General features: G+C 62.8%; 24 protein-coding genes and 1 pseudogene. 12 read left to right on the forward strand and 13 right to left on the reverse strand.

Annotated elements, in window-relative coordinates; translation table 11 throughout:
* Positions 1–51 precede the first annotated feature (51 nt).
* Entirely contained in the window at positions 52–3,516 is a 3,465-nt protein-coding gene (smc, locus tag AC1RLZ_RS05425; protein ID WP_493187781.1) for a chromosome segregation protein SMC, read from the reverse strand.
* A gap of 825 nt (positions 3,517–4,341) precedes the next feature.
* Here smc and AC1RLZ_RS05430 point away from each other — a divergent pair.
* Positions 4,342–5,379 carry a hypothetical protein gene (locus tag AC1RLZ_RS05430; RefSeq protein WP_493187782.1) on the forward strand — a complete coding sequence of 346 codons (1,038 nt, stop codon included), beginning with the start codon at positions 4,342–4,344 and terminating at the stop codon, positions 5,377–5,379.
* 563 nt (positions 5,380–5,942) lie between these two features.
* On the opposite strand, the gene AC1RLZ_RS05435 is transcribed toward AC1RLZ_RS05430, so the two are convergent.
* The 3 genes from AC1RLZ_RS05435 to AC1RLZ_RS05445 all read right to left on the reverse strand — a co-directional run bounded on the left by AC1RLZ_RS05435 (position 5,943) and on the right by AC1RLZ_RS05445 (position 7,586).
* Positions 5,943–6,287: a DMT family transporter gene (locus AC1RLZ_RS05435; protein ID WP_371420715.1), complete on the reverse strand. Its 345-nt coding sequence runs from the start codon at positions 6,285–6,287 to the stop codon at positions 5,943–5,945.
* 56 nt (positions 6,288–6,343) lie between these two features.
* The gene (locus AC1RLZ_RS05440) at positions 6,344–7,000 is read right to left on the reverse strand and encodes a DsbA family protein (RefSeq protein WP_493187783.1); all 657 of its coding nucleotides are present in this window, start codon (positions 6,998–7,000) and stop codon (positions 6,344–6,346) included.
* 106 nt (positions 7,001–7,106) lie between these two features.
* On the reverse strand, positions 7,107–7,586 hold the full coding sequence (locus AC1RLZ_RS05445) for a DUF721 domain-containing protein (RefSeq protein WP_371420717.1): 480 nt from the start codon (positions 7,584–7,586) through the stop codon (positions 7,107–7,109).
* A gap of 27 nt (positions 7,587–7,613) precedes the next feature.
* Here AC1RLZ_RS05445 and mutY point away from each other — a divergent pair, with 27 nt between their 5' ends.
* Positions 7,614–8,726, forward strand: coding sequence for an A/G-specific adenine glycosylase (mutY, locus tag AC1RLZ_RS05450; RefSeq protein WP_493187784.1), 1,113 nt, complete (start codon positions 7,614–7,616; stop codon positions 8,724–8,726).
* Here the strand turns inward: mutY and AC1RLZ_RS05455 are convergent, their stop codons facing one another.
* Both AC1RLZ_RS05455 and AC1RLZ_RS05460 read right to left on the reverse strand, forming a co-directional pair.
* The gene (locus AC1RLZ_RS05455) at positions 8,727–10,475 is read right to left on the reverse strand and encodes a diguanylate cyclase (protein WP_493187785.1); all 1,749 of its coding nucleotides are present in this window, start codon (positions 10,473–10,475) and stop codon (positions 8,727–8,729) included.
* 135 nt (positions 10,476–10,610) lie between these two features.
* Complete coding sequence (locus AC1RLZ_RS05460; RefSeq protein WP_493187786.1) at positions 10,611–11,900, reverse strand: flavin-dependent oxidoreductase; 1,290 nt, start codon at positions 11,898–11,900, stop codon at positions 10,611–10,613.
* Between the two features lie 50 nt (positions 11,901–11,950).
* Here AC1RLZ_RS05460 and AC1RLZ_RS05465 point away from each other — a divergent pair, with 50 nt between their 5' ends.
* The 3 genes from AC1RLZ_RS05465 to AC1RLZ_RS05475 are packed head-to-tail and all read left to right on the forward strand — an operon-like array spanning position 11,951 to position 13,929.
* Positions 11,951–12,082 (forward strand): hypothetical protein, encoded by a 132-nt coding sequence (locus tag AC1RLZ_RS05465; RefSeq protein WP_493187787.1) that lies wholly within the window; start codon positions 11,951–11,953, stop codon positions 12,080–12,082.
* Positions 12,083–12,104: 22 nt separating this feature from the next.
* On the forward strand, positions 12,105–12,641 hold the full coding sequence (locus AC1RLZ_RS05470; RefSeq protein ID WP_371420721.1) for a PAS domain-containing protein: 537 nt from the start codon (positions 12,105–12,107) through the stop codon (positions 12,639–12,641).
* A complete protein-coding gene (locus AC1RLZ_RS05475) occupies positions 12,604–13,929 on the forward strand; it encodes a methyl-accepting chemotaxis protein (protein ID WP_493187788.1) in 1,326 nt (441 codons plus the stop codon). The genes AC1RLZ_RS05470 and AC1RLZ_RS05475 overlap by 38 nt, the downstream gene beginning before the upstream one ends.
* A gap of 77 nt (positions 13,930–14,006) precedes the next feature.
* On the opposite strand, the gene AC1RLZ_RS05480 is transcribed toward AC1RLZ_RS05475, so the two are convergent.
* Both AC1RLZ_RS05480 and AC1RLZ_RS05485 read right to left on the reverse strand, forming a co-directional pair.
* Positions 14,007–14,342 carry a hypothetical protein gene (locus AC1RLZ_RS05480; protein ID WP_493187789.1) on the reverse strand — a complete coding sequence of 112 codons (336 nt, stop codon included), beginning with the start codon at positions 14,340–14,342 and terminating at the stop codon, positions 14,007–14,009.
* Positions 14,343–14,498: 156 nt separating this feature from the next.
* Complete coding sequence (locus AC1RLZ_RS05485; RefSeq protein ID WP_493187790.1) at positions 14,499–15,422, reverse strand: LysR family transcriptional regulator; 924 nt, start codon at positions 15,420–15,422, stop codon at positions 14,499–14,501.
* 91 nt (positions 15,423–15,513) lie between these two features.
* On the opposite strand from AC1RLZ_RS05485, the gene AC1RLZ_RS05490 reads away from it, so the two are divergent.
* Positions 15,514–15,942, forward strand: a complete 429-nt coding sequence (locus AC1RLZ_RS05490) for a nuclear transport factor 2 family protein (RefSeq protein WP_493187791.1) — start codon at positions 15,514–15,516, stop codon at positions 15,940–15,942.
* A 54-nt stretch (positions 15,943–15,996) separates the two neighbouring features.
* On the opposite strand, the gene AC1RLZ_RS05495 is transcribed toward AC1RLZ_RS05490, so the two are convergent.
* Both AC1RLZ_RS05495 and AC1RLZ_RS05500 read right to left on the reverse strand, forming a co-directional pair.
* Positions 15,997–16,677, reverse strand: coding sequence for a glutathione S-transferase family protein (locus AC1RLZ_RS05495; RefSeq protein WP_493187792.1), 681 nt, complete (start codon positions 16,675–16,677; stop codon positions 15,997–15,999).
* Between the two features lie 146 nt (positions 16,678–16,823).
* A complete protein-coding gene (locus AC1RLZ_RS05500; protein WP_089262407.1) occupies positions 16,824–17,957 on the reverse strand; it encodes a site-specific DNA-methyltransferase in 1,134 nt (377 codons plus the stop codon).
* A 239-nt stretch (positions 17,958–18,196) separates the two neighbouring features.
* On the opposite strand from AC1RLZ_RS05500, the gene ypfJ reads away from it, so the two are divergent.
* Positions 18,197–19,135, forward strand: a complete 939-nt coding sequence (gene ypfJ / locus AC1RLZ_RS05505) for a KPN_02809 family neutral zinc metallopeptidase (RefSeq protein ID WP_493187793.1) — start codon at positions 18,197–18,199, stop codon at positions 19,133–19,135.
* A 5-nt stretch (positions 19,136–19,140) separates the two neighbouring features.
* A complete protein-coding gene (moaB, locus tag AC1RLZ_RS05510) occupies positions 19,141–19,701 on the forward strand; it encodes a molybdenum cofactor biosynthesis protein B (protein WP_493187794.1) in 561 nt (186 codons plus the stop codon).
* 86 nt (positions 19,702–19,787) lie between these two features.
* Here moaB and AC1RLZ_RS05515 read toward each other — a convergent pair.
* Positions 19,788–20,273 (reverse strand): annotated as a pseudogene (locus AC1RLZ_RS05515) (GNAT family N-acetyltransferase); the annotation flags it as partial.
* Positions 20,274–20,278: 5 nt separating this feature from the next.
* Positions 20,279–20,848 (reverse strand): glycosyltransferase family protein, encoded by a 570-nt coding sequence (locus AC1RLZ_RS05520; RefSeq protein ID WP_493187795.1) that lies wholly within the window; start codon positions 20,846–20,848, stop codon positions 20,279–20,281.
* A 200-nt stretch (positions 20,849–21,048) separates the two neighbouring features.
* Here AC1RLZ_RS05520 and AC1RLZ_RS05525 point away from each other — a divergent pair, with 200 nt between their 5' ends.
* The 4 genes from AC1RLZ_RS05525 to AC1RLZ_RS05540 all read left to right on the forward strand — a co-directional run bounded on the left by AC1RLZ_RS05525 (position 21,049) and on the right by AC1RLZ_RS05540 (position 25,174).
* Complete coding sequence (locus AC1RLZ_RS05525; protein ID WP_493187796.1) at positions 21,049–22,212, forward strand: PA0069 family radical SAM protein; 1,164 nt, start codon at positions 21,049–21,051, stop codon at positions 22,210–22,212.
* A 111-nt stretch (positions 22,213–22,323) separates the two neighbouring features.
* Positions 22,324–22,782, forward strand: a complete 459-nt coding sequence (locus AC1RLZ_RS05530; RefSeq protein WP_493187797.1) for a VOC family protein — start codon at positions 22,324–22,326, stop codon at positions 22,780–22,782.
* A 75-nt stretch (positions 22,783–22,857) separates the two neighbouring features.
* The gene (gene rnhB / locus AC1RLZ_RS05535) at positions 22,858–23,583 is read left to right on the forward strand and encodes a ribonuclease HII (protein ID WP_493187798.1); all 726 of its coding nucleotides are present in this window, start codon (positions 22,858–22,860) and stop codon (positions 23,581–23,583) included.
* Positions 23,584–23,665: 82 nt separating this feature from the next.
* Positions 23,666–25,174: a glycosyltransferase family 39 protein gene (locus AC1RLZ_RS05540; protein ID WP_493187799.1), complete on the forward strand. Its 1,509-nt coding sequence runs from the start codon at positions 23,666–23,668 to the stop codon at positions 25,172–25,174.
* Between the two features lie 109 nt (positions 25,175–25,283).
* Here the strand turns inward: AC1RLZ_RS05540 and AC1RLZ_RS05545 are convergent, their stop codons facing one another.
* Complete coding sequence (locus tag AC1RLZ_RS05545; protein WP_493187800.1) at positions 25,284–26,111, reverse strand: uracil-DNA glycosylase; 828 nt, start codon at positions 26,109–26,111, stop codon at positions 25,284–25,286.
* Positions 26,112–26,120: the final 9 nt, after the last annotated feature.

Genomic DNA, 26,120 nt, shown 5'->3' on the forward strand with positions numbered 1-26,120 from the left:
CGAAGCTTTGCGTCGCGCGGGGGAGGGAGGCCATTTACGGCGGAGTATTAACTACGCCACTTCCTGATCGAGGATCTTCACCGCGTTTTCGAGATCCACCGAGACCAGCTGTGACACGCCACGCTCGGCCATCGTCACGCCGTACAGGCGGTGCATGCGCGCCATCGTGATCGGGTTATGCGTGATGGTGATGAAGCGCGTTTCGGTCGAGGCGCACATTTCATGCAACAGGCTGCAGAAGCGCTCCACATTGTGGTCGTCGAGCGGTGCGTCGACTTCGTCCAGCACGCAGATCGGCGACGGGTTGGTCAGGAACACCGCGAAGATCAGCGCCAGCGCGGTCAGCGCCTGCTCACCACCGGACAGCAGCGACAGGGTCTGCGGCTTCTTGCCGGGTGGCTTGGCGACGATTTCGAGACCTGCCTCGAGGGGATCGTCGCTCTCGATCAGCTTCAACTCGGCTTCGCCGCCGCCGAACAGTTCGACGAACATGCGCTTGAAGTGGCCGTTGACGATGTCGAACGAGGTCATCAGCCGTTCGCGGGCTTCCTTGTTGAGGCTCTGGATGCCGGTGCGCAGCTTCTTGATGGCTTCGACGAGGTCGTCGCGCTCGGTGGCGAGGCCGTTATGGGTGCCTTCGACTTCGTTGAGCTCTTCCTCGGCGCGCAGGTTGACGGCGCCGAGACGCTCGCGATCGCGGCGCAGCTTTTCCAGATCGGCTTCGATATCGGCGAGCGGCGGCAGCGTGTCGTCCTGGCGGACTTCGGCCAGGGCCGCGACGCCTTCCGGCTCGACCTCCAGCATGTCGCGGATTTCGCGCTCGATGTCCTCCAGGCGGCGCTTGCCGCTTTCCATGCGCTCTTCGGCGCGGGCGCAGGCTTCGCGGGCGGCCGACAGGGCCTCCAGCGAACCGCGGGCATCGCGGTCGGTTTCGCGCATGGCGTTCTCGGCCGAGGCGAGGGCGTTGGCGGCGAGCTGGCGCGCCTGTTCGGCGCTCTCGACTTCCGAGATCAGCGCGCGGCGCTTCTGCAGATAGAGCGCCGGTGCGTCTTCGAGTTCGGCGCGTTCGCGGGTCACTTCGGCGACGCGCGCGGCGACGGTTTCGATCTGCGAGGCGGCGGAGGTCTTGCGGTTCGTCCAGTCGGTACGCTCGGCGATGATCGCCTGCAGCCGGCGGTCGGCGAGTTCAGCCTCGCGGGCCAGCGCCTGCGCTTCGGCACGCACCTGGGCCGCGCCGCGGCGATGGCCTTCGATCTCGGCGCGCACGGTGGCGAGCTGGGCCTCGGCGTCGGAGCTCTCCGGCAGATATTCCAGCGCGGCATGCGCGCTCTCATGCGCCGCTTCCGCCTCCATGCGATCGTTGGAGAGGCGCGATTGCGCTTCGGTCAGCGTCGCGCGGCGCGCCGCGTGGCGATTGATCTCGCGCTCGGCATTGGCATGGCGCTCGCGGGCCTGGTCGACGTCGCGGCGGGCATTGCGCAGCGCCTCGCGCGAGGCGCCTTCGGCCGAAGCCGCGGCCTTCAGCGCCTGCTCGGCGCTTTCAAGCGCTTCACGCTTGGCAATGGCGTCGATCTTGGCGTTTTCCAGATCGGCTTCGATATCGGTCAGGCGTGCACGCTCGGCGAGACGACGGGCCGCGCCGGTCGGCGCATGCGCGCCGGCGACGAAACCGTCCCAGCGCCAGACGTCGCCTTCCAGCGACACCAGCCGCTGGCCGGTCTGCAACTGCGAGACGAGGGCTGCGCCCTGATCCTTGGAAACGACGCCGATCTGCTTGAGGCGGCGCGCGAGTTCGGCCGGCGCATTGACGTGCGATGCCAGCGACTCCACGCCCTCCGGCAAAGCCGGGTCGTTGGCGTGCTCGCCCGCATTGGTCCAGCGCATCGGCGCCGAGGGATCGACCGGCGCGTCGAGATCGTCGCCGAGCACGGCGCCCAGCGCCTTTTCATAGCCCTTGGTGACGCTGACGCCGTCGATGATCGGCGGCCAGAGATTCTTGGTTTCGCCGTTGAGGATCTTCGAGATGGTACGGGCTTCGGTCTCCAGCCGCTGCACCTTCTTGTCGGCTTCGTTGAGCGGCGCGCGCGAGGCTTCCAGCGTCTGCCGGGCGGCGATATGGGCGGCCTCGTTGTCGCTGACGGCCATTTCCGCCTGCAGCAGGATTTCCTGCGAGGTTTCCATCAGGGCTGCGAGTTCGTCGAGATCGCCGAAGCCCGATGTCTGCGCCGTCAGCGCCTCGATCTCGGCCTCGACGCTGGCGATTTCCTGGCCGAGGCGCGCGAGGCGATCGGCTTGGCTGCGGACGTTGGACTGCAACTGGTTGCGCTTGGCGGTCATGTCCGCATGGGCGGTGGTGAGTTCGGTGAAGGTGCGCTCGGCGGCGGCCAGTACGGCCTCGGCCTCGGAGACGCGGTCATCGACGCCACCACGCAGCTCGACGCGCTGCATGATCTCTTCCTTGAGCATCGCGTCTTCTTCTTCGAGACGGAGCAGCGCGAATTCTGCGTCTTCCGACTGCTTCATCTCGCGCGCGACGTCGCTCTCGAACTGGGTGAGGCGACGATCGAGCTCGGCGGCGCGTTCCTTGGCGCGCTCTTCCTCGCGGTCGAGCATGTCGCGGGCGTTGGTCAGGCGCTGCAGGCCGGCAGCGGCGGCGGCTTCCGCCTCGCGCAGCGCAGGGAGTTCAGATGCGCGGATCGCCTGGATGCGCGCGGCTTCGCCCTGTTCGCGGGTGCGCTCGGCGAGATCGCGCACATACTGGTCATGCAGGGTTGCGGCTTCGGCATTGTCCTGATGCGCCTGCAGCCAGCGCAGGTGGAACAGCATGGCCTCGGCCTTGCGCACCTTGCCGGCGACTTCGCGGTAGCGGATCGCCTGGCGGGCCTGCTTCTTCAGGCCTTCCATCTGGCCCGACAACTGGCCGATCACGTCCTCGACGCGGGTGAGGTTGGTTTCGGCGGCCTTCAGGCGCAGCTCGGCCTCGTGGCGGCGCGCATGCAGGCCGGCGACGCCGGCGGCGTCTTCCAGCACGCGGCGGCGCTGCTCGGGCTTCGCCTGGATGATTTCACCGATCTTGCCCTGGTGGACGAGGGCGGGCGAACGCGCGCCGGTGGCGGCGTCGGCAAACAGGATCTGCACGTCGCGGGCGCGCACGTCGCGGCCGTTGATGCGGTATTGCGAGCCGGCTTCGCGCTCGATGCGGCGGGAGATTTCGAGAATTTCGGCGTCATTGACCATGGCCGGCGCGGTGCGATCGGTATTGTCGATCGTCATCACCACTTCGGCGTGGTTGCGCGAGGCGCGGTTGCCGGAGCCGGCGAAGATCACCGCGTCCATGTCGGCGGCGCGCAGCGACTTGTGCGAGGTTTCGCCCATCGCCCAGCGCAGCGCTTCCACCAGATTGGACTTGCCGCAGCCGTTCGGGCCGACGACGCCGGTCAGACCGGGCTCGATCATGAAGTCGGTCGGTTCGACGAACGACTTGAATCCGTGCAGGCGCAGGCGCGTGAGTTTCATGGATACGGTACTCTGGTTAGCCGAACAGGCCACTTTATCGAAAAAGCCCCGAGAATCGCGAATCCCCAGCACGAACAATAGCATAAATGCAGCTGCCGCGCGGTGGAGACTCGCTGGTCGCGGCTCTCATTGGCCCGGACAATGGCGAGACGAGGGCAGCCGCGCAACCGCGGAACCCCGCTTTTCCCAAGGGTTTTGCGGGGGATAGGTGAGAGAGCGCGTGAAAAAGGGCTTGTTTTAAGGGGGATGGGGGAGGAGGGCGCTATGCTCGTCTCCCCGCGAAGCCTTCACTATCCGTTGCCGCGCTAACTAACCGGCCAATACGGATCCAATACGGATAAGGAATCTCATCGCTCCATTTGCTCACGCCAGCCAGGCGGATTTACCGCTGCTGCTGAACACGCTGGTTGTCTCTGAGCGCGGATCGGACTTGCGGCTAGCGGATTTTCTCGCGAAGAGACGAAAATCAGCCGATGAGCTGGGCCATCATACAAAAGTACATACTAAAATTATGCACGTGGCTGCAGGGAATGACGCGCTGTGCAATCTCTGGAGATGCAAGATCGCGTCAGAGTGCGCTCAACCAAAAGCGAAAATGGCCCGGGTTTGTTTGAAGCGACGTAGTTCCCACTATCCACAATCGAACTCCAAAATGATTCCGATTGCGATTTTAGGTGAGTAATCAATGCGGGACGGCGTGTTGTTCACAGGGCGCTCAACAGGTGAATTCTGCCCCGCCTAAAACCAACGCAGTTCAAGCACAATCGATATTGCCTCGCCTTTGGCGACCCATCAATTTTCGCTTTTTGGTTGTGGGGGACGAGAATGTCTATTGCTGGATTTTCTATCGTTGCGCGAAAATCGTTTGCGAAAGTAATGACCGTCAGACTGAAGCGATCTCTGCGCCTTGCGGCTAGCTGGGCGCCTGTTCTCTCTGCTTCTCTTGTAACTGCGGGCTGTTGGTCGCCACCCACCATAGCCGGCCCAGATCGGCTCTATGACACGAGCGCAGAAATGACAAGTCTACAGCAGTTTTCAAGAGTCACCGGCGACAATTGGCGGGAATATCTGAACACACCCGAAAAGGGCCGAATGGGTATTCGAAATGAAATGATGGCGGCACGCATGTACGCAATCGATGTGAACTATACGAAATATGAACATGAGCTCAGCATCGAGGGCCAATCAGTAGAGTTTTGGACCAAATTGGGTAGCAACACTTTGACGGCGGCAACGGCTGCTGTCCCGGCCGCATCTACGGTGAAGCAGCTGAATGCAATTGCCACGGGCTTGAACTTGGCTTCTTCGACGTACACCGACGCTTATTTCAGGAAGCAACTGATCGAAAACTTAGTCGCGGCGATGAGAGCTGCGAGGCACGAACGCAGAGCGGTTATAAGGTCTCGAATGACTTGCCCTACGGCGTTCTATCCGTTCGGCTTGGGAATGTCGGACGTCGAGAGCTATTTTCGTGCTGGCAGCGTTGAAAGTGGCATTCTTCGTCTTACGCAAGCCATAACGGCTGAAGAAAAGAAGACCAAGGGGGCGGACGATGTCGCGGGACCGACAGCGACACCTGAGGCTAAGCAAAACCAGAAAGATGCTGTGGAAACGGCTGCCACTGCGGACGCTGACAAAGGAGATAAATCGGCGTGTGGAACCAGTTTAATAGCGTCAATTCTGACCGAATCGGATCCCGATGGCAGGTACTCTCAGTATTCCGCGTCTCGACTGGCTCTACGCAAGCCCCCGGTTATTCGCGCGACCGTTGGCCCTACCCCTCCTGTCGCTCAACCAGCAACTGCCAATCCTGCAAACGTGGTTGCCGATAAGAGGCCCGAAAATCTTTCTACAGTTCGTTGATACTGGGGAAATTCAGGATGCCGCTGACATTAATTTGGATGTCAGCGGTGCCGCTGAAGGTTGACGATCCGAGCCGAGCTTGCTCACACGTCCCGCGCATATCCGTCCGGGCGGCGCTGCTGCGGCGCGCCGAGCACGGCAATGCAGAGGCCGAGAAATGCCAGGCCGATGATCTCGCAGATGAAATTTTCAAACATGATGCACCTCTTAAAGATGTATCGAGAATGCGGAGATGGCGCTTAAGCGTTCCTTAACGCGCGTTTACGCTTCGGTCATGTGTGGAAACACAGTTAATCCGCAGGCGCGTCATCCGTTAATATCCGGCGGGCGCGTAAGCGCGGCTGTCGCCGGACTGCTATCGCAGGGTGTCAGCGGGCGCGGGCCTGGGCGCTGCGCGGCATCGGGATTTCGGCCTTCAACGCGGCTTCGCCTTCGGGCGTGATGCAATAGCGTGGGCGAGCCGGCCTGCGGCGCGATCCAGGTCTTTTCAACCATCTTGGACAGGGTCTTCGGCCCGGCAGGCATCAGATGCAGCGCAGACAATACGACGACGCGGCAGTGCGCTAATGTGACGCGCTGGCGGAGAACGCGTTGACGATGACCACGCCGGTCAGGATGAAGCCGATGCCGATAATGGCGGCGAGATCGAGCGCCTGCCGGAACGCGAAATAGCTCACCGCCGAAATCAGCACGATGCCGAGCCCGCTCCAGATCGCATAGGCGATCCCGACCGGCATCGCCTTCAGCGCATGGGACAGAAAATAAAACGACAGGATGTAGCAGACGGCCATGCCGAGGCTCGGCCAGAGCTTCGTGAACTGCTGCGACTGCGCCAGCAGCGCGGTGCCGATGGTCTCCAGCACGATGGCGCAGCCAAGGGCGGCGTAGTTGAGAAGAGACGCGGTCATCAAAGGGCTCGGCGGAATCCCTCCCCGCGCAAAAACGGGGGAGGGACAAGAAGGCCTCAGCTTTTCAGCAGCGGGGTGATCTTCTTGGAGAATTCCTCGAACGACTGCTCGCCCTTCAGCATTTCGCCATTGATGAAGAAGGTCGGCGTCGAGTTCACCTTCAGCACTTCATTGGCGTATTTCTGGTCGGCGGCGATCTTGTCGAGCAGCGCCTGGTCTTTCAGGCATTCTTCCACGGCCTGCTGGCTGAGCCCGGCCTGTTTGCCGATGCGGGTCAGGGTCGCGGCGGTGTCCTTCATCACCCAGTCGTTCTGCTGCTTGAACAGCATGTCGACAACGGCGAAGTATTTGCCGGAGTCGTCCTTGGCGATGCAGCGCGCCAGCATCGAGCCGGCGGCGGCTTTGATGTCGAGGGGGAATTCACGGAACACGAAGCGGATCTTGCCGGTGTCGATGAAGGCTTCCTTGATCTTCGGGAACACCTGCTCGGTGAAGGCCGCGCAATGCGGGCAGGTCATCGAGGCATATTCGGTGACGGTGACGGCGGCGTCCTTCGGGCCGAGCACCATGTCGGGTAGCGACACCGGCTTGGCGACGTCGGCCGCATTCTGCGCAAAGGCCTCGGAGATCAGCTGCAGCGGCGACAGGCCGATCGCTGCGGCGGCGCCGGTGAGGGCAAGGGCGGCGGTGAAGTCACGGCGCGTGATGATCAAAGGAATGCTCCAAAGCGGCGGCAGGACGCCGGGAAAAGGTTCGCTTCGCTAACTTGAAACCACAAATGTGGCAAGCACGCGCCGGTTCCGGCGGGGCTCGAAAGCCTCAACTTCGCTTGATCGATGCACCGAGCCGCGCCAGCGCCTCGCGCAAGGCCTCGTCCTCGACCTCGGGCAGGGTCTCCGCGACCTCGGCGATGGCCTTGGCGTCCGGCGGCTTCACGGTGCGGCGCGGCTGCGGCCGTGACAGCGGTGCCTGGCGCAGCGCGATCTTGCCGACCGCATTCCAGCCGAAAAAGCGGTTCACCCGCTGCAGGATCGCATCCGACGAATGCTGGATCTCCAGCGCCATCGGGCCCTCAACGCGCAGGATGAGCGTCGCCGGCTCCTGCGGCTGGCCTTCCACAGGGCGCGGCCACTGGATCTTCAACGGCTCGGAGAAATTCGCCACCTGCTGGCCGGCAATTTCCGCCCAGCGTGTCACCAGTTCGCGCGAGGCAAAGCCCTGTTTGGCATAGGCATCAGCAAACACCCCGCCGAGCAGGACGGAAAGCGGCTTGGCGGAGATCGGGCCGGGCTTGTTCATGAACGTGGCTTTTGGATACATGTCGGCATGAGTCTATCAGCCGCCGCCACCAGACGAAAGAAACTCCCTGCGCGGGATAGCGGGGAAAGCGCTGCCGCAAAGCGTCCGGCCCAACTGCTCGACTGGTATGACAAACATCGCCGCCGCTTGCCGTGGCGGCCTTTGCCGGGCGAGGGCATCGATCCCTATCGGGTCTGGCTGTCCGAAATCATGCTGCAGCAGACCACGGTGCAAGCTGTCGGGCCGTATTTCGCCAAGTTCCTGGCGCGCTGGCCGACGGTGAGCGATCTTGGCAGCGCCTCGCAGGACGATGTGCTGCGGATGTGGGCCGGGCTCGGCTATTACTCCCGCGCGCGCAATCTCCATGCCTGTGCCGTCACCGTGCTGCGCGACCATGGCGGTGTCTTTCCGGATACAGAGGAGGGCCTGCGCGCGCTACCGGGCATCGGGCCATATACGGCGTCGGCCATCGCCGCGATTGCCTTCGGCCGCCAGTGCATGCCGGTGGACGGCAATATCGAGCGCGTGACGTCGCGGCTCTATGCAGTGGAAGAGCCGCTGCCGAAATCCAAGGCGGTGATCGTGGGGCTGGCCGCAACGTTGCTTGGTCCGACGCGGGCAGGCGACAGCGCCCAGGCGCTGATGGATCTCGGCTCCACCATCTGCACGCCGAAGAAGCCGGCCTGTTCGCTGTGCCCGATCAACGACGATTGCGCGGCAAAGACCCGCGGCGATGCCGAGACGTTTCCGCGCAAGGCGCCGAAGAAGGCCGGCACCTTGCGCAAGGGGGCAGCTTTCGTGGTCACCCGCGGCAACGAGTTGCTGGTGCGCACCCGCCCGGAAAAGGGCTTGCTGGGCAACATGACCGAAGTGCCGTCATCGGAATGGCTCGCCGGTCATGACGAGAAGGATGCCTTGAAGCAGGCGCCGACTTTGAAAAATCTGACGGCGTGGCATCGCAAAGTGGGCGCGGTCACCCATATCTTCACGCACTTCCCGCTGGAACTCACCGTCTATACGGCGCATGTGCCGCCCCGCACCCGCCCCCCGGAGGGGATGCGCTGGGTCCCGATCGCAACACTGGATGACGAAGCTCTGCCGAATGTCATGCGCAAGGTCATTGCGCATGGGCTCGATTGATCACGCGACGCGAATGCTGCGGTCCTCGCTTGCGGGCATGAAGAAGCAGCGATTGCGGCCAGTGTTCTTCGCGACATAGAGACCCTGATCGGCGCGCTCGATCATGTCCTGCACGTCGCGGTCGCTGTCGGCGATCAATGCGATGCCGATCGAGACGGTGGCAGCAATCCGGATATCGCCTTCGCCGATGATCGCAAGCTCGACGGCATTGCGGATGCGATTGGCCAGCATCTGTGCGGTCAGTTCATCGGCCTCACGCAGCAGCACCACGAATTCCTCACCGCCAAAACGCGCGGCGCGGTCGGTGCTCTTGATATTGCCCGAAATGACCTCGGCAATGCGCTTGATCGCGATGTCGCCGACGTGGTGGCCGTGATTGTCGTTGATCTTCTTGAAGTGATCGATGTCGATCATCAACGTGGCGATGCTGCGCTTGTAGCGATGCGCGAATTCCATGGCATCGTCGGCAGCGGCGAGAAACGCGCGACGGTTCATCAGGTCGGTCAGATAGTCGGTCTCGGCAAGCCGGCGCAGTTTGGTGAGGTCGTCCTTGAACTGCATGGCATTCTCGGTGGCGCGCAACTCGGCTTCCTTGGTGCGCTCCTCGGCGAAACCGATGCGGCGCAGCAGCGAGCGCAAGGCGCGCGTCAACTGCACCACTTCCAGCGAGCCGTTCTGGCGCGGCAGCATGGTCGGGCCCGATGCGCGGCCGATGCGATCGGCTTCCAGCGTGATGGCGTGGATCGGACGTGCGATCTGCCGCGCGATGAAGAACGCCATGATGACGCCGACGAGGCCCGCAATCGCGCCGATGATCAGGATGGTCTTGGCCGAACGGACAGCCGCGGCGAGTGCGACGTCGCTGGGCTGGCTCGCGGTGACGACCCAGTTCAGACCCTCATAGTCGCGATGGCCTCGGCTGACATAGTAGGCTGTGAGAAGAATCTTGTCGGCCGGCTTCTCGGTGAAGGCGCCGGTGCGTGTGCGCAGGATGTCGTCGAGGCGATCGCCCGCATATTTGGTGGTGGTCATGCCTGGCCCGACGAGAACCGTTCCGGTGCGTGACAGGACCGTCAGCGTTGTGTCGGTGTCGCCGTCATTGGCTTCTGCGCTGGCGATCAGGTTGCGCGCCCATTGCCAGTCGAGATGCGCGCCGAGCACGCCAAGCAGGTTGCCATCGTGGTCGCGCACGGGGAGGGCGATGTCGATGAAACGGTGCGGCTCGCCATCGGCGCGCTTCGCCAGCAGCGATGACAACAATGCGGCCTCATGCACGTCGCCGACGATGGGATCGTGAAGTCCGGTCTTGAACCATGGCCGCTGAGCGACCGATGCACCTTCCAGCAAGCCGCCTGTCGATGCGACGACGGTGCCGTCAGGCTTGGCGAAGCCGATCCAGGCAAAATCGCTGAACGAGCTCTGTAACTGTTCGAGTGCCTTGCGCAGCGAAGCGCGATCGCCCTGCCAGAGCGGCCGCATCGGTTCGAGCTTCGAGAACAGGTGAACTTCCTGCTGGCGGAGCGCCATGTAACGATCGAGCCGTTCGGCCGTGGTCGATGCGACGCTGGCCAGTGCCGTGTTCACCAGTTCTGCGGTGTTGCGATAGCTGACGAATGCCGCGCCAGTTGCGAGCGCGCCGACGAGCGCGATGACCGTGGCCGCAACGGCAGCGGTAATCTGCGTGCGAACAGAGAGACCGTCCTTGAGCGTTTGCAGTCGGTCGGCCAGCTTCTGGAACAGGTTGCGCATCAAAAGGCTCAGGGTTTCTCCGGCCTTCCTGCCACGCTGCGATTGCCAATTCCTGACGGGAGGAGCCTCCGTTAGTTTCATGTTGAATCACGGGTGAATCCGCAAGGTCGAATGCCCGTAAAGACGCAGGTTCCATCAGCCACCGCTTGAGCGTTGCGATGGTTCCGGCATTGTCACGATCGGCGGTTTCGCATTCAGGCCCTCAACCTGAAACCCGGCGACGCGCTTGTAATTGGCGGCGATGTCTTCGAGTTCTTGCTGCGACAGCACGTCGGTGACGACGTCGAAGCCCTCGGGCGCGCGCTCCTCGACGATCTGCATGACCTGTTCCGGTCCGTTGCGGCGGTTCAGCATCACGAGGTCGGTGGTCGCGGGGCGTCGTTCGGCCTCATAGGCTTCGAGCGCAGCCGGCACTTCGCCGAGTGCAAGAATCTCGCGGGTCAGCACGCGGGCGTCGAGAATGGCTTGCGACGCGCCGTTGGAGCCGATCGGATACATCGGATGCGCGGCGTCGCCCATCAGCGTGACGCGGCCGAAGGTCCAGCGATCGACCGGATCGCGGTCCACCAGCGGATATTCATAGGCGTGCGGGCAATTGCTGATCAGGCCCGGCACGTCGAGCCAGTCGAATCTCCAGTCCTTGAACCAGGGCAGAAACTCGTCGAGCCGTGCGGCGCGGTTGTAGTCCTCGCGGCGCCACTCATAGGTCGGCGGCATGTGTCGTTCGGCCACCCAGTTGATGTCATATTTTCCGTTGGTGTCGGGCGCCTGCGAGATCGGGTAACAGACGAATTTCAGGATCTCATGGCCGGCCATGATCATGGTGCGGCCGGTCAGGAACGCATCGCTCCTGGTGATGCCGCGCCACAGGATGCGGCCGTTCCATAGCGGCGCGCCTTCCTGCGGATAGAGCTTCTGCCGGATCGCCGAATGGATGCCATCGGCGGCAATCAACAATGTGCCGTCATAGCTGCCTGCGGATTTGCCGGTGGCCTTGTCGATGAAGTCGGCGCGGATGCCGTCCGGCGTTTCCGTCCAGCCGGTCAAATGATGGCTGGTGAGGATATTCTCGGCGCCGAGCCGCGCGATGGCGGTGTCGAGCAGGATCTGTTGCAGCTTGCCGCGATGGATCGAGAATTGCGGCCATTTGTATCCGGCCTCGATGCCGCGCGGCTCACTCCAGATCGGCTTGCCGTGTTTGGAGAAGAAGGCGAGCTCGCGGGTGCGTACGCCCGATGCGCCAAGCTGGTCGTGCAGGCCGAGCTCGATCAGCTCGCGCACCGCATGGGGCAGCACATTGATGCCGACGCCGAGCGGTCTGAGCGCCGGCACGCTTTCGAACACGCGGCATGGCACGCCGATCTGGTGCAGGCTGAGCGCAAGTGTCAGTCCGCCAATTCCGCCGCCTGCAATGAGAACGGTCATTTTTGCTGCCTCCCCCTCGATTTGATCGAGGTCATGGCACGGGAGAGGCGATGGCGGCAACTGGGACGATCGCCATGGAAAATGTCGCCCGGATCGTCGCCGGCGGCGAATTCATGGTGGACGGAACCTTAACGCAAAATTCAGCCGCGTTCCCTAATACCGGTGACACTACTTTTGGGTGAATCGGTCACCGACAGGTCAATAATGTCCAACCAGATCAAGCCGAGCGGCCGCGAGACCTTCTTTCCGGCATCGGAGCTCATCGTATCCAAGACGGATCTCAAGGGTCGCATGACCTATGTGAACCGTCTGTTCTGCAAGATGGCCGGTTACGAAGAGGCCGACCTGCTCGGCCAGCCGCACAACCTCATTCGTCATCCCGATATGCCGCGCAGCGTTTTCAAGCTGCTCTGGGACACGGTCGAGGAGCGCCGCGAGATCTTCGCTTTTGTGAAAAACATGGCGAGCAATGGCGATCACTACTGGGTCTTCGCCCATGTCACGCCGTCCTACGGCCTCGACGGCAAGGTCGCCGGCTATCATTCCAACCGCCGTGTGCCGCCGCCGGATCTCATCAAGAAGACGATCGCGCCGCTCTATGCCGATGTATTGGCGATCGAGAAGCGACACGTGAACGGCAAGGAATCCCTTGCCGCCGGCTACAAGGCCCTTACCGATTTCGTTGCATCCCAGAAAGTCAGCTATGACGAACTTATGTTTTCTCTCAAGAGCGCAGCTTAGCACGCTCGTCGTCATCGCCGGCTCTGCGCTTGCTTTGCTGCTTCAATTCTTCAGCCTTCCGGTCGCGGCGATGATCTGTCAGGCCATCGCGATCGCAGCGGCCGTTGTCGCGCTTGTCCTGATGGGCAAGACGGCGCGTCTGATCGAGAAGGCGCGCATCGCCTGCCAGCGCATTGCGCAGGGCGACTTCGAGGCCCGCATCCTTGGAATCCCGGTGCGCGGCGTCACGGGCGAACTGCTGCACAGCGTCAACGACATGATCGATGGCTGCGATGCCTTCGTGCGCGAATCCACCGCGGCGATAGCGGCGCTCAACGACAACAAGTATTACCGGCGCATCCTGCCGGGCGGATTGCATGGCGGCCTGCTGCACGGCGCGAAGGCGATGAATGCGGCGACCGACAACATCGCCGACCGCATCAGGAATTTCGAGCGCCAGACCAGCCAGCTCGAATCCACCGTGGGCGGCATCGTGTCGGCACTCGATAGCGGTGCGGTCGAGATGAGCAGCACGGCAGGCAATCTGCGGACCGGCGCGTCCTCGACATTGACCCGCGTCACGTCGGTGGCGGCGGCATCCGAACAGGCCTCTGCCAACATGCAATCGGTGGCTTCGGCCACGGCGCGACTGTCATCAAATGCCAGCGAAGTCGGCGCCGACGTCAATCGCTCGGCCGCGATTGCCGGTCGGGCCGTCGAACGCGTCGCCGATGCAGCCAGCAATGTCGACGTGCTTCGCGCTGTCGCCGTACGCATCAGTGAAGTCGTGACCTCGATCAACGTGATCGCCAGCCAGACCAATCTGCTGGCGCTGAACGCAACGATCGAAGCGGCCCGCGCTGGCGATGCCGGCCGCGGCTTTGCCGTGGTCGCGCACGAGGTGAAGGCGCTGGCGACCCAGACCGCCAACTTCACCGCCGAGATCGAAAAGGAAATCGGCCAGGTTCAGTCGGCGACTGACAAGGTCTCCTCATCGATCACCGAGATCGGCACCGTGATTGCGGAAGTGAACGAGATCACCGGCAAGGTCGCGAGTGCTTCGGAAGCGCAATCGGCAGCAACGGCCGACATCGCGCGCAATATTGACGAGGCCTTCGCCGTCGTCCGCGAGATCTCGACCAACATCCAGCAGCTGGCAACCACCGCCAGGGACACCGAGCAGCTCGCCACATCGACCATGGTGGCATCGGGCGATCTGTCGTCGCAGTCGGGATTGCTGACCAAGGAAATCCGCAGCTATCTCGGCGACGCCCGGCAAAATCTGGTGCGCCAGGCCGCCGCGAGCTAATCGCTTCCTTGCGCCCTGTTGATCCGGAATTGGCGCCCTTGCGGCGCCAGTTTCCTTTGCGGTGAAGAGTGCGCCTGTCAGGCGCTGATATCCGTGAAGAAACCGCTGGCGTTGCCGCCGTTCTCGGTCTTCTTGTTCACGGCCTCCTTGATCTTGTCGGCAATCTTCTGCTCGACCTCCCGCCGTTGGTCCGGCGACATGTTCTTCAATTCTTCTTCCGTCACGCCGATGCTCGACAGCAGCGCGTCGCGCATCTTTTCCGCTGGCGTCTTCTTCGCGTAGTCGAGAAATTTCTCTTCCGGCGATTGTGCTGGCGCTTGTGCCTTGCCGAGGCCGCCCTCGGCCTTGTCGGATGGCTGCAGTCTGATCGGAAGCGTAAAGGACTGCATGCTGGAGATGATGGAGTTCGACATCTGAATTTCTCTTGCTGCAAGATGTTTGCGATCGACGACGCAAAAACCGGGCCATCAGAAATATTCTGACATCATAGGCACTTGGGCCTTTGGCGGTGCGGCGCGGCGTTGCCTCCCGGCAAGCTTTGCCGGCAAATTTGACCGGGGAGCGCAGCGTCAGGCCGTGCGGCGCTTTTGCGGGTCGAGTTCGCGGCCGGTCTCCAGCATGATTTTGCGGAGCCAGATCGATCCGGAATCGAATTGCGCGCGTGTCGGCGTGAACATGAACTGTTCGTCGTTGCCGGGATCGAATGGCGGCGCAATTGTCGTGAGCGAGAGCGGCTGCGCCAATGCGGCAATCAGGCGTCGCGGCACAAAGGCCACGAGATCGGTCCGTGCCGCGACATGCAGCGCCTCGATATAGCTCGGCACGACGAGGGCGATCTGTCGCTCCAGTCCCCTGCTGCGCAGCCAGTCGTCGATGAGGTCTTCGCTCTGGCCCCGGAGCACCACGGCGATATGGCGGGCTTTGAGAAAGCCCTCGGTCGTCTTCAGGCGCGATGCCGCCGGATGGCCCTTGCGGACGGCGAGGGCGTCGGAATCGACATAGAGCAACTGGCGATGGAAACCCTTGAAGGCGTTGCCGATGCTGATCACCATATCGAGGCTGCGGGCGAATTCCGCCGTCATGATCGCCGGACCGCGCCAGGGCACGACATTGATCCGGACGCCTGGCGCAATGTTGTCGAGCTTCTTCATCAGCGGCGGCATCAGCAGTTCGACGGCGAGATCCGGCATCATCAGCTGAAAATGCCGGTCGCTCTGACCGGCATCGAAGACATCCGGGATGAACAGTCCGCGCACCTGCTCGAGTGTCTGGGAAAGCGGACCGCGCAACGCCTGCGCACGCGGCGTTAGCTCCATGCGGGCGCCGACACGGACCAGGAGCGGATCGCCGAGAATGTCGCGGAGCCGGCGCAATGCATGACTCGTCGCCGGTTGCGACAGGCCGATCCGCATCGCGGCGCGGCCGACATTGCTCTCGCGCAGCAATGCATCGAGCGCGACGAGCAGGTTCAGGTCGAGCGCAGCCAAATTCATGGAACGAATATATACCATATAGACTATCGATTGGAAGAATGGGCATTCTCCAACCCATACTGCGCCATCGTTCAAGCGATGGAGCAGAACAATGAGCACCGCAGACAACAAGAAACTTATCCAGCAGGTCTATAGCGATTCAGCCAACCGCAGCGGCACGACCTTCGCCGATCATCTCGCCGATGACGCGTGCTGGATCGTCGTCGGTCAATATTCCTGGGGGCGTATGTTCAAGGGGAAGGATGCGATCCTGAACGGCCTGATGGGGCATCTCAGATCGCTATTCGACATTCGACCGCGCACGGTCGCTTCAAACTTCATTGCGGAAGGCAATCTGGTGGTTGTCGAGGCGAAGGGCGACAACGTCACCAAAGCCGGCGATCGTTACGATAACGACTACTGCATGGTGTGGCGTGTCGAGAACGGCAAGATCACCATGATCAAGGAATATTGTGACACGGTATTGGTCGAGCGCGTGCTGGGGCCGTTTCCCGACGAAATGGCACGCGTGCCTGCCTGATACAAAAAATGCCGGGCGCAGTGTTGCGCCCGGCATTCGTCGAATGGCTCGTGCTCAGGCGACCTTGGTCGCCAGATGCTTGAACATGGCGGCGCGGGCCTCGTCGTCCATCTCGGCCTTGAACTTGAACGTGTCCTTCAGCGCGACAGCCTTCGCCGCGGCGGGGCGCGCCGAGATCTCGTCATGCAGGCGTTTCACGTTCGGGAATTGGGCAAAAGCTTCGTCGCCCAGGATGAAATTGGTCATCCTCACCCAGCCCCATACATCCATATCGACGATCGTATAGGTGTCGCCGACCATATAATGGCGTCCGGCGAGGCGCTCGTTGAGCACGCCGAGATGGCGCCTGGCCTCGAACTGATAACGGTTATGCGCGTAATCGATCTTCTCCGGCGCGAAATGCTTGAAGTGCACGGCCTGGCCAAAGAACGGACCGACGCCGGTAGCGACAAACATCAGCCAGGACAGGAGTTCGCCGCGCTGCGCGGCCGGCGGCAGAAACTTGCCGGTCTTCTCGGCGAGATAGAGCAGGATGGCGTTGCTGTCGAAGACCTTGACGCCGTCATCGTCGATCGCCGGCACCTTGCCGTTTGGATTGACCTTGAGGAACTCCTGATTGAACTGTGCGCCGGTGCGGGTATCGATGGCGATGGGCTCATAGGCGAGGCCAGCTTCTTCCAGAAACAGCGCGACCTTGGTCGGGTTCGGCGATCCGTTGAAGTAAAATTTCAGCATCTCAAAACTCCCTGGATTTTATACGTCAAAGCGCGAGGCGTGGGCCGCCGATGCGGACCATCGTCTCGTGCTTGGAATTCAGGGGGAGTGCAAGCGACGTTTTGGTGAAGGCCGGGCATGCGTCCGGCCGACCGAATGAGCGGGGTCTATCCCGCGCCCATCTCGCTGCGGATTTCGGCACGCAATTCGTCGATCAGGCGCAGGCCCTTCTTGGTCTCGACGTGCCAGAACGTCCAGCCATTGCAGGAGGCCGAGCCCTGGGCCATCGCGCCCATGCGATGGATCGAGCCGACCTTGTCGCCGAACATGATGGCGCCGTCGGCGCGCACCAGGGCGCCATGACGTTTCTTGAGATCGACCAGCTTGGTGCCGGGCGAGATCATGCCGCGCTCGACCAGTTCGGAGAACGCCACGCGGGGTGCGCTGCGTGCGGTCATGAACGGGGCCAGCGTGGCTTCCGGCAGCGGCTCGATTGCAGCGATGCGGGCTTCGGCAGCAGCGGCGTAGTCACGGTCGCGCTCGAAGCCGATGTAATTGCGGCCGAGTCGCTTGGCGACAGCGCCGGTGGTGCCGGTGCCGTTGAACGGATCGATCACGAGGTCGCCGGGCTTCGACGATGACAGCAGCACGCGGGCCAGCAGGCCTTCCGGCTTCTGGGTTGGGTGAACCTTCTTGCCGTCCGAGCCCTTCAGGCGTTCGTCACCGGTGCAGAGCGGGATCAGCCAGTCAGAACGCGCCTGCACGTCTTCATTGGCGGCCTTGAGGGCTTCGTAATTGAACGTGTAGCCCTTGGCGTTTTCATCGCGCGCAGCCCAGATCATGGTCTCATGCGCATTGGTGAAACGACGGCCACGGAAATTCGGCATAGGGTTGGATTTGCGCCACACGATATCGTTGAGGACCCAGAAGCCGAGGTCCTGCATGATCGCGCCGACGCGGAAAATATTGTGGTAGGAGCCGATGACCCACAATGTCGCCGACGGCTTCATGATGCGGCGTGCGGCCAGGAGCCACGCGCGCGTGAAGTCGTCATAGGCGGCGAATGACGAGAACTTGTCCCAGTCATTATTCACCGCATCGACATGGGATTCGTCAGGGCGTTTGAGATCGCCCTTCAGCTGCAGATTGTACGGCGGATCTGCGAACACCAGATCGACCGACCCTGCCGGGAGTTTTGACATCTCTGCGACGCAATCACCGATGACGATGCTGCTGCTCGGAGAGGTTTCGAAGTGAGAGCGGGGCGCCCTTGCAGACGCCCCGCGACGCGAAACAACCATGACTCAATTACTCTGACTCAGGCGACGCTGTCGGCGACGCGGGACTAAACAACCGACAGGCAGACATTGACGGCGCAAAGTAAAAATCGACTTAATTGGTAACGAGATCGAACTAGGCAAGTTTTGCCGGGCAGGTTAATGCTTAATGGAATGGAAATTTTGCGCTGCGATTGCGTTATGGTCGGCGGATCGCGCCAAACCCGTCCAAAAGCTGCGACTTGAAATGAAGGAATTGCCCCATGCGTTACGATGACTTCCGTCGCAGCGACAATATCGACGACCGTCGTGACGATAGCGGTGGCGGATATGGCGGCGGGGGTGGCGGTTTCGGCATTCCCGGTGGGGGCGGTGGCCTCGGCATCGGCACGGTGATTGTACTCGGCCTGGTCGGCTGGGCGTTCGGCATCGATCCGCGCATCCTGATCGGCGGCGCAGAGATTCTCACCGGCGGACAGCAGGCGCCGACCTATCAGACCGACCGACGCTCGACCCCGACGAAATCAGGTGCACCCACCGACGAGATGGGCAGCATGATCTCCGGCGTGCTCGGCGAGATCGACGATCGCTGGGATGAAATCTTCAAGGAGAGCGGACAGAAATATACAGGGCCACGCATCGTGCTGTTTCGCAACGCGACCAATGGCGGCCGCTGCGGTATGGCGCAGTCGGCGATGGGGCCGTTCTATTGTCCGCCGGACAAGCAGATCTTCCTCGACACCAGTTTCTTCCGTCAGGTCGAAACGCGCTTCCGTGGTTGTTCGGGCAATGCCTGCAAATTTACGGCGGCCTATATCATTGCGCATGAAGCGGGCCATCACATCCAGAACCTGCTCGGCATCATTCCGCGTGTGACACGGCTGCAGCAGCAGGCGGGCAGCAAGGCGGAAGCCAATCTGCTGCAGGTCCGCGTCGAATTGCAGGCTGATTGCCTCTCCGGTGTCTGGGTCAATCGCGAATCGAAGAAGCGCCCCGGTTTCCTCGAAGCCGGCGACATCGATGCCGCGCTGCAGACCGCGTCCGCCATCGGCGACGACACGCTGCAACGTCAGGCACAGGGCCGCGTCGTGCCGGACTCGTTCACGCACGGCTCTGCCGAACAGCGCAAGCGCTGGTTCATGACCGGCTATCAGCAGGGCACCGTGCAGGCCTGCAATACATTTGCAACAGATCGGCTGTAGCGACGATGGAGCCTGATGCGACCAAGGCCTTCGTGCCGCTCAACATTGCGGTACTGACCGTCTCCGATACCCGCTCGCTCGAGGACGACAAGTCCGGCGCGACGTTGGCCGATCGGCTGACATCGGCCGGGCACACGCTGGCGAAGCGCGAGATCGTCACGGACGATGTCGAGGCGATCCGGACGATCGTGCGCGCATGGATTGCCGATCCCGGCATAGACGCCATCATCACGACCGGCGGCACGGGATTCACCGGCCGCGACGTCACGCCGGAAGCCATCGAGCCTCTGTTCGAGAAGCGCATGGATGGCTTCTCGATTGCGTTTCACATGTTGAGCCACGCCAAGATCGGCACCTCGACGATCCAGAGCCGCGCGACCGCCGGTACTGCCGGCGCGACATTTATCTTCTGCCTGCCGGGCTCGCCCGGCGCCTGCCGCGACGGCTGGGACGGCATTCTCGCGGCGCAACTGGATTACCGCACGCGGCCGTGCAATTTCGTCGAGATCATGCCGCGGCTGGACGAGCATCTGCGACGCCCGAAAGCGAAGGGCGCGTCGGCCTGATCTGTAGGATGGGTAGAGCGTCTTCGCGAAACCCATCGCCTCCGGCGCTTGATTGATGGCTTTGCTTCGGCGCGATGCGCCGCGCTCTACCCATCCTGCAAGTCGAGGTCCCAGGTCTCGCCGATCAGATCCTGCCCGAAACTGCGATGCGGCTCGGTGGCGACCAATGCGAAGCCGGCATCCTGATAGATTTTTCGCGCCGCGCCGAGATTGCTCTGGGTCCACAGGGTGATCCTGCGATAACCGCATTGCCGCGCAAAGGCGATGGCTTCCGTCACCATGTGCTGGCCGAGCTTTTGTCCACGCGCCTTGGGATCGATCAGCAGGAGCCGAAACTTGGCGATGTCGTCGGATGCCTTCACGAGAAACAGCGAGCCGACGGGCGCGCCATCCATCTCGGCGATCCAGCATCGCTCCCACGCAGGATCGCATGATGCGACGAATTCTGCGGCGATGTCTGCCACCAGCGCTTTGAAGGACGCGTCGAATCCGTATTCACTCGCATAGAGTTCGCCGTGGCTGCGGATGACCCAGTCGATATCGCCGGGCTGGAGATCGCGTAACACCGCTGGCATGGTCAGGCGACGATGATCCGACTGCGCAGCAGGGTGCGTGACGACCGCCCGAGTTGACGCAGCAGCCGGGCCTCGGAGCGCCGGGCATCGGGGGCGTAGCCGCCAAGCCGGTCGTAATGGTCGCGTGCGATCAAGAGTCCCTGATCGGCCTTGGGGCCAGTGATCACGCGGATCATATGTTTCAGGCCATCGCCAAATCCGGACTCATCATAGGGTGAGCGCGCATAGCGGAAAATGCCCGCTCGGGGGCGATTGCTGGTCGAGACGCGCTGGATGAATTGCTGGGTCTCCTCGATCCAGCCGGCATCGAGCACGGCACCCGCAAGCAGGAACATCAGCCACGGCGAACGCGCCTGCTTGGCGCCGGCGGCCATCGCCGCAGCGCGCGAGCCCTGCGAGGTCAGGAAGCCGCAGCCAGCGACATCGGCGACGCGTTCGATGACATCGGTGCCGGCACGATCGACCAGCAGCACTTCGCGGATCACGCCGGCAGCCGCGCCCGGCACCAGCGCTGCCAGTGTCGCAACAGCGGGCTGTTCGATGCCTTCGGTGGGGATAATCACGCTCAGCATGGATTTCGGGTTGATACCTCTAACAAGCACCCAACTGCGTTATCATTTCGTCATACTCTACGCAGCACTGTCAGCCGCGGCAATTTGGGGCAAGCCCGCGCGGTCGTCCAAAGGGCGGTCGGAGAATGCACAGTGCCTGCCCTGTGCGCCATCCCCATTTATGTTCTTGATTTGTTCTATGTCTGCGCTATCGTGGCTTCATGAGTCGCCAGATCGCTGCCCTCAAGCACCCGCCGGTCCCGGCGCCCTCCGATAAACCGGCGGGTGCGCTTTCCCCTTTTCCGGAGATCGCGGTGGCGATCGACAAGCAGCGGCGACGGGGGCGCGGCGCCCAGTCCAACGACAGCGGGCGTTACGAGGCCGAGGCCCGGGTCGCCTTCGACGATGGCTGGCAGAGCCTAGACGAGCTTCCGCCATTCAAGACCGTGGTTGCCACTGACACGGCGCGCAAGGTCATCACACGTAACGAATCGCCGGATATCGGCTTCGACCGTTCGATCAATCCTTATCGCGGCTGCGAGCATGGCTGCGTCTATTGTTTCGCCCGGCCGACCCACGCCTATCTCGGGCTCTCGCCGGGGCTGGATTTCGAGTCGAAGCTGTTCGTGAAGCCCGATGCGCCGGCGCTGCTCGAGAAGGAGCTGGCCGCCGCCGAATACGAGCCGAAGATGATTGCGATCGGCACCAATACCGATCCGTATCAGCCGATCGAGCGCGAGCGTCAGGTGATGCGCGGCATTCTCGAAGTGCTGGAGAAGGCCGGTCATCCCGTCGGCATCGTCACCAAGTCGGCTTTGGTGACGCGCGATATCGATATTCTGGCGCGGATGGCGAAACGGAATCTGGTCAAGGTGGCGCTGTCGGTGACGTCGCTCGATCCGAAGCTCGCGCGCACCATGGAGCCGCGCGCGTCGACGCCGTCGAAGCGGCTGGAAGCTTTGCGGCAGCTATCCGAGGCTGGTATTCCGACCACGGTGATGGTGGCGCCGGTGATCCCCGCACTGAATGACAGCGAAATCGAGCGCATCCTCGATGCCGCCGCTCATGCCGGCGTCAAGGAAGCCAGCTACGTGTTGCTGCGGCTGCCGATGGAAGTGCGCGACCTGTTTCGCGAGTGGCTGATCGCGAATTATCCGGACCGCTATCGGCATGTTTTCACGCTGATCCGCGAAATGCGCGGTGGCCGCGATTACGACTCGCAATGGGGCACCCGCATGAAGGGCACCGGACCGATGGCCTGGATGATTGGCCGCCGCTTCGAGATAGCCTGCACGAAGCTTGGTCTCAACAAGCGTCGTTCGAAATTGACCCTCGATCATTTCGAGAAGCCGGCCGGTGCTGGGAAGCAATTGAATCTGTTCTAACTCCGCAGGTCTCGCAGCGTACGGAGTGGTGGAGAGGGGACGTTGGCAGGAAACCAGAGCCTGCCAGCGTCCCTCTTTTCGATCTATAGAGTGGGTCCAGGAGCGACGCGCATGACAACGAAGAAACCAGCCGCGCCGATCGCGCGCATGACGGTGATCACGCTGGGCGTCGCGGATATGCGCAGGAGCATTGCCTTCTACGAAGCGCTGGGCTTTACGCGAAAGGCCCGTGCCTCTGGCGACGCCATCGCCTTTTTCGACACCGGCGCCAGCGTTCTCGCGCTGTTTCCGTGGGAACAACTGGCGCAGGATGCGACATTGCCTGACCATCCAAGGCCGCAGGCGTTTCGCGGCAGTACGCTGGCGTGGAATTGTCGCTCGGAAGACGAGGTCGATGCGGTCCTCACTTTCGCCGTCGATTGTGGCGGATCGCTGCTGAAGCCGGCGCGCAAGACCGACTACGGCGGCTATTCAGGCTACTTTGCCGATCCGGACGGACACGCCTGGGATGTGGTTGTGGCCCCAGGTATCGAGGTCGGCGACGACCGGCGGGTGCATCTGGACGATTGAAGGCCCGACCTGAATAGCGGGCATGATCCTGAGTTCCCGGTTGCACCCCGAGAGCTGCTTCAGCACGATCCCCCGATGATTCGGGATGAGAAGAAAGCGCCGGCCAAGCCGCGCAAGATAGCAGTAGCGCCGAGCTTCACGCGCGAGCGCGCGTTGCTCAAGAAAGGCATCTGGCCGGTGGCGGGCTGCGATGAGGCCGGCCGTGGTCCGCTGGCCGGCCCGGTGGTGGCGGCGGCGGTCATACTCGACCCGAAAAACATCCCCAGGGGCCTCGATGATTCCAAGAAGCTGACAGAGAGCAAGCGCGAGGCGCTGTTCGAGGAAATCTGCGCCACGTCGTCATTTGCCGTTGCCTATGCGTCACCCGCCCGGATCGACCGCGACAATATCCTGCGGGCCTCGCTCTGGGCGCTGGCCCGCGCAGTCGCGTCGCTGCCGGATGCGCCGAAGCATGTGTTCGTCGATGGCCGCGACAGGATCGATACGATGGCCGATTGCGAGGCCGTCATTGGTGGCGACGCGCTGGTCGTGTCCATCGCAGCAGCCTCGATCATCGCAAAAGTCTCGCGCGACCGGCTGATGTGCCGGCTTGCCGAGGATTGCCCGGGCTACGGTTTCGAGGTGCACAAGGGTTATGGCGTGCCGCAGCATATGGCCGCGCTGAATGAACTGGGGCCCAGCATTCATCATCGCAGCCTGTTCGCTCCCGTTGCTGCGGCGCGTGCGCGTCATCAGGCTGGCGTCCGTGCTGCAGGCCTGATCGAGGTCCATACTACCATCGATATCGAGATATCTGCCTGAGCCGACAGGCGGTTGCCTCTCCCGGCTCCGCGCCGTATCACCTGAGCACGCTTCATTCCCTGCTGGCCGGTTCAGACGTTCAATGCGTTTCACCTCCCTGATCGTCGAACTGATCCGCGCCCGGCCGCGGCTGGTGTTCTGGATCGTCGTGCTGTGTCAGGCGGCGATCTGGCTGTTTGTCCCCCTGCTGCTCTATCGCGGTCCGCCCGGCGATCTCGCCACTGTCTTGGCCTATGGCCGGGAATATCAGGTCGGCACCCATCTGGGGCCGCCGCTGGCGTTCTGGCTGGCGGACATCGCGTTCCGGGCCGCCGGCAATCACGTCTTCGGTGTCTATGTGCTGGCGCAAATCTGCGCCGTCCTCACCTTCCGTGCGGTCTATCAGCTGGGCAGGACTATCGTTGGCGGCCCGCAGGCCGTGATCGCCGTGTTGCTGACGATGACTGTTACGGCTTTCAGCACGCCCGGCATCGAGTTCGGCCCGCTGATTCTCGCGCGTCCGCTCTGGGCGATGTTCCTGCTGCATGCCTGGCTGGCGATCGGGCAGGGTCGACGCAATGCCTGGTTCGCGCTGTCCATCGAGGCAGGTCTGCTGTTGCTGACGACGCCCCATGCCATGTGGTTGCTTCCGCTGCCGCTCATCTTCGGTCTGGCGACATCGCGCGGCCGGCGTAACCTGACGTCGTTCGACCCGCTCTATGCGTTGCTGGTCATCGCGGTGCTGACATTGCCATGGGCGATGTGGGTTATCCGGGCCGGTGCACCGGTCTTGCCAGCCCTTCCGCAACTGGATGATCTTGCCGGCAAAGCACGGCAGTGGGGCGTGCTGATGGCCTGGCTGCTTGCGTCAATGACCGGCGCAATAGTGCTCACGGTGATGAACTGGGGCCGCATCGTTCCGAAGAGCGAGGAAGCTCCGATCATCTTCCGCCCGCCGGTCGATCCGCTGGCGCGTGGCTATGTGTTTTTCTTTGCGCTCGCGCCGGGACTGCTCGGCAGCTTGTTTGCGGCCCTCTACGGCCTCGATCGCGTGGTCGGCGGTGCCGGCATCGCTCTGGTCATGTCGGGTCTCGCCGTCGTCGTGGCGTCGGGGGACCTGATTGCGTTGCGGCGCCAGCGGATCCTGCGCAAGGTCTGGGCCTTTGCGATTATCGCTCCGGCACTGGCAGCTTTCGCAAGCCTCGTGATTCTGCCCTGGGTCGATGGTCCCGAAGATGTCACAGCGCTTCCCGCACGCGAGATCGGGCGCTTCTTCGGTGAAAGTTTCGAGCGTCGCACCAATCGTCCACTGTCGGCGGTCGCGGGCGATGCGCAACTCGCCGCATTGATCGGCATGAGCGCGTCACGGCCGCATCTGCTGAATGATGCCGTGCCTTCGCGCACGCCGTGGATCACGCCAGCGAAGTTCGCCGAGAGCGGCGGTGTTGTCGTGTGGCGCGCAGCGGATACGGTGGGCACACCGCCTGCCGAGATCACGCAGCGTTTCCCCGATCTCGTGCCTGAAGTGCCGCGCGCCTTTGAGCGTCTGGTGAACGGCCGGCAGCCCTTGTTGCGGATCGGCTGGGCGATCGTGCGGCCGAAGACCCTTTAGTCTCAGGCACTCATGGTGAGGAGGCGCCTCTTGCGCCGTCTCGAACCATGAGTTGCTTGGCTCATCTCGCCTAAACCCACTTAGGTTTAGGCTGGGATGAGGACTGGGCCTATTTCCCCGACGGCGCTTCCAGCGCCTTGGCGATCGAGCGCAGATCCATCCAGGTCATGCGCTTGTAGGACGGCGAGCGCAGCAGATAAGCGGGGTGGAACGTCGCCAGCGCCTTGATCTTGCGCGTCCCGGTGTCGTAGTCGACCCAGCGTCCCCTGGACTTCATGATGCCGTCGCGGGTCTGCAGCAGCGTCTGCGTCGACGGATTGCCGAGCGTGACGAGGATGTCCGGATTCACCAGTTCGATCTGGCGCCGGATGAAGGGCAGGCAGATCTGCGTTTCCTGCGGCGTCGGCGTGCGGTTGCCTGGCGGCCGCCACGGAATGACATTGGCAATATAGACGTCGGTGCGCTTCAGCCCGATCGCCCCCATCATCAGATCGAGCAATTTGCCGGAGCGGCCGACGAAGGGCAGGCCCTCGATGTCCTCGTCGCGGCCCGGCGCCTCGCCGACAAACATGATCCGTGCCTGTGGATTACCGTCGGCAAACACCAGTTGGGTCGCGGTCGATTTCAGCGCGCAGCCGTCGAATGTCTCCAGCATGCCACGCAGCACCTCGAGCGAGGGCGCGGTGCGGGCAGCGTCGCGGGCGGCAGCAATCGCCACGTCGGGGGCGACCTCGACGCGGGCAGGTGGGCGCGGCGGTGGAGGGGGCATGCCGGTCAGCGGCGGCCGCTTCGGCCCGGCATCGGACAGCTCCCGGGCAGGCACCGGCAGGTCGTCGGACAGCCGGTTCACCGGCTCGTCCATCAATGCGCAATCGACCCCGGCCTCCAGATAGAAGGCGAGCAGTTGCGCAACACTGGGGTGGGGCTCAGGCGTCATGGCCGGGGA

It is taken from the genome of Tardiphaga sp. GW822-FHT04G09 (assembly GCF_058800725.1).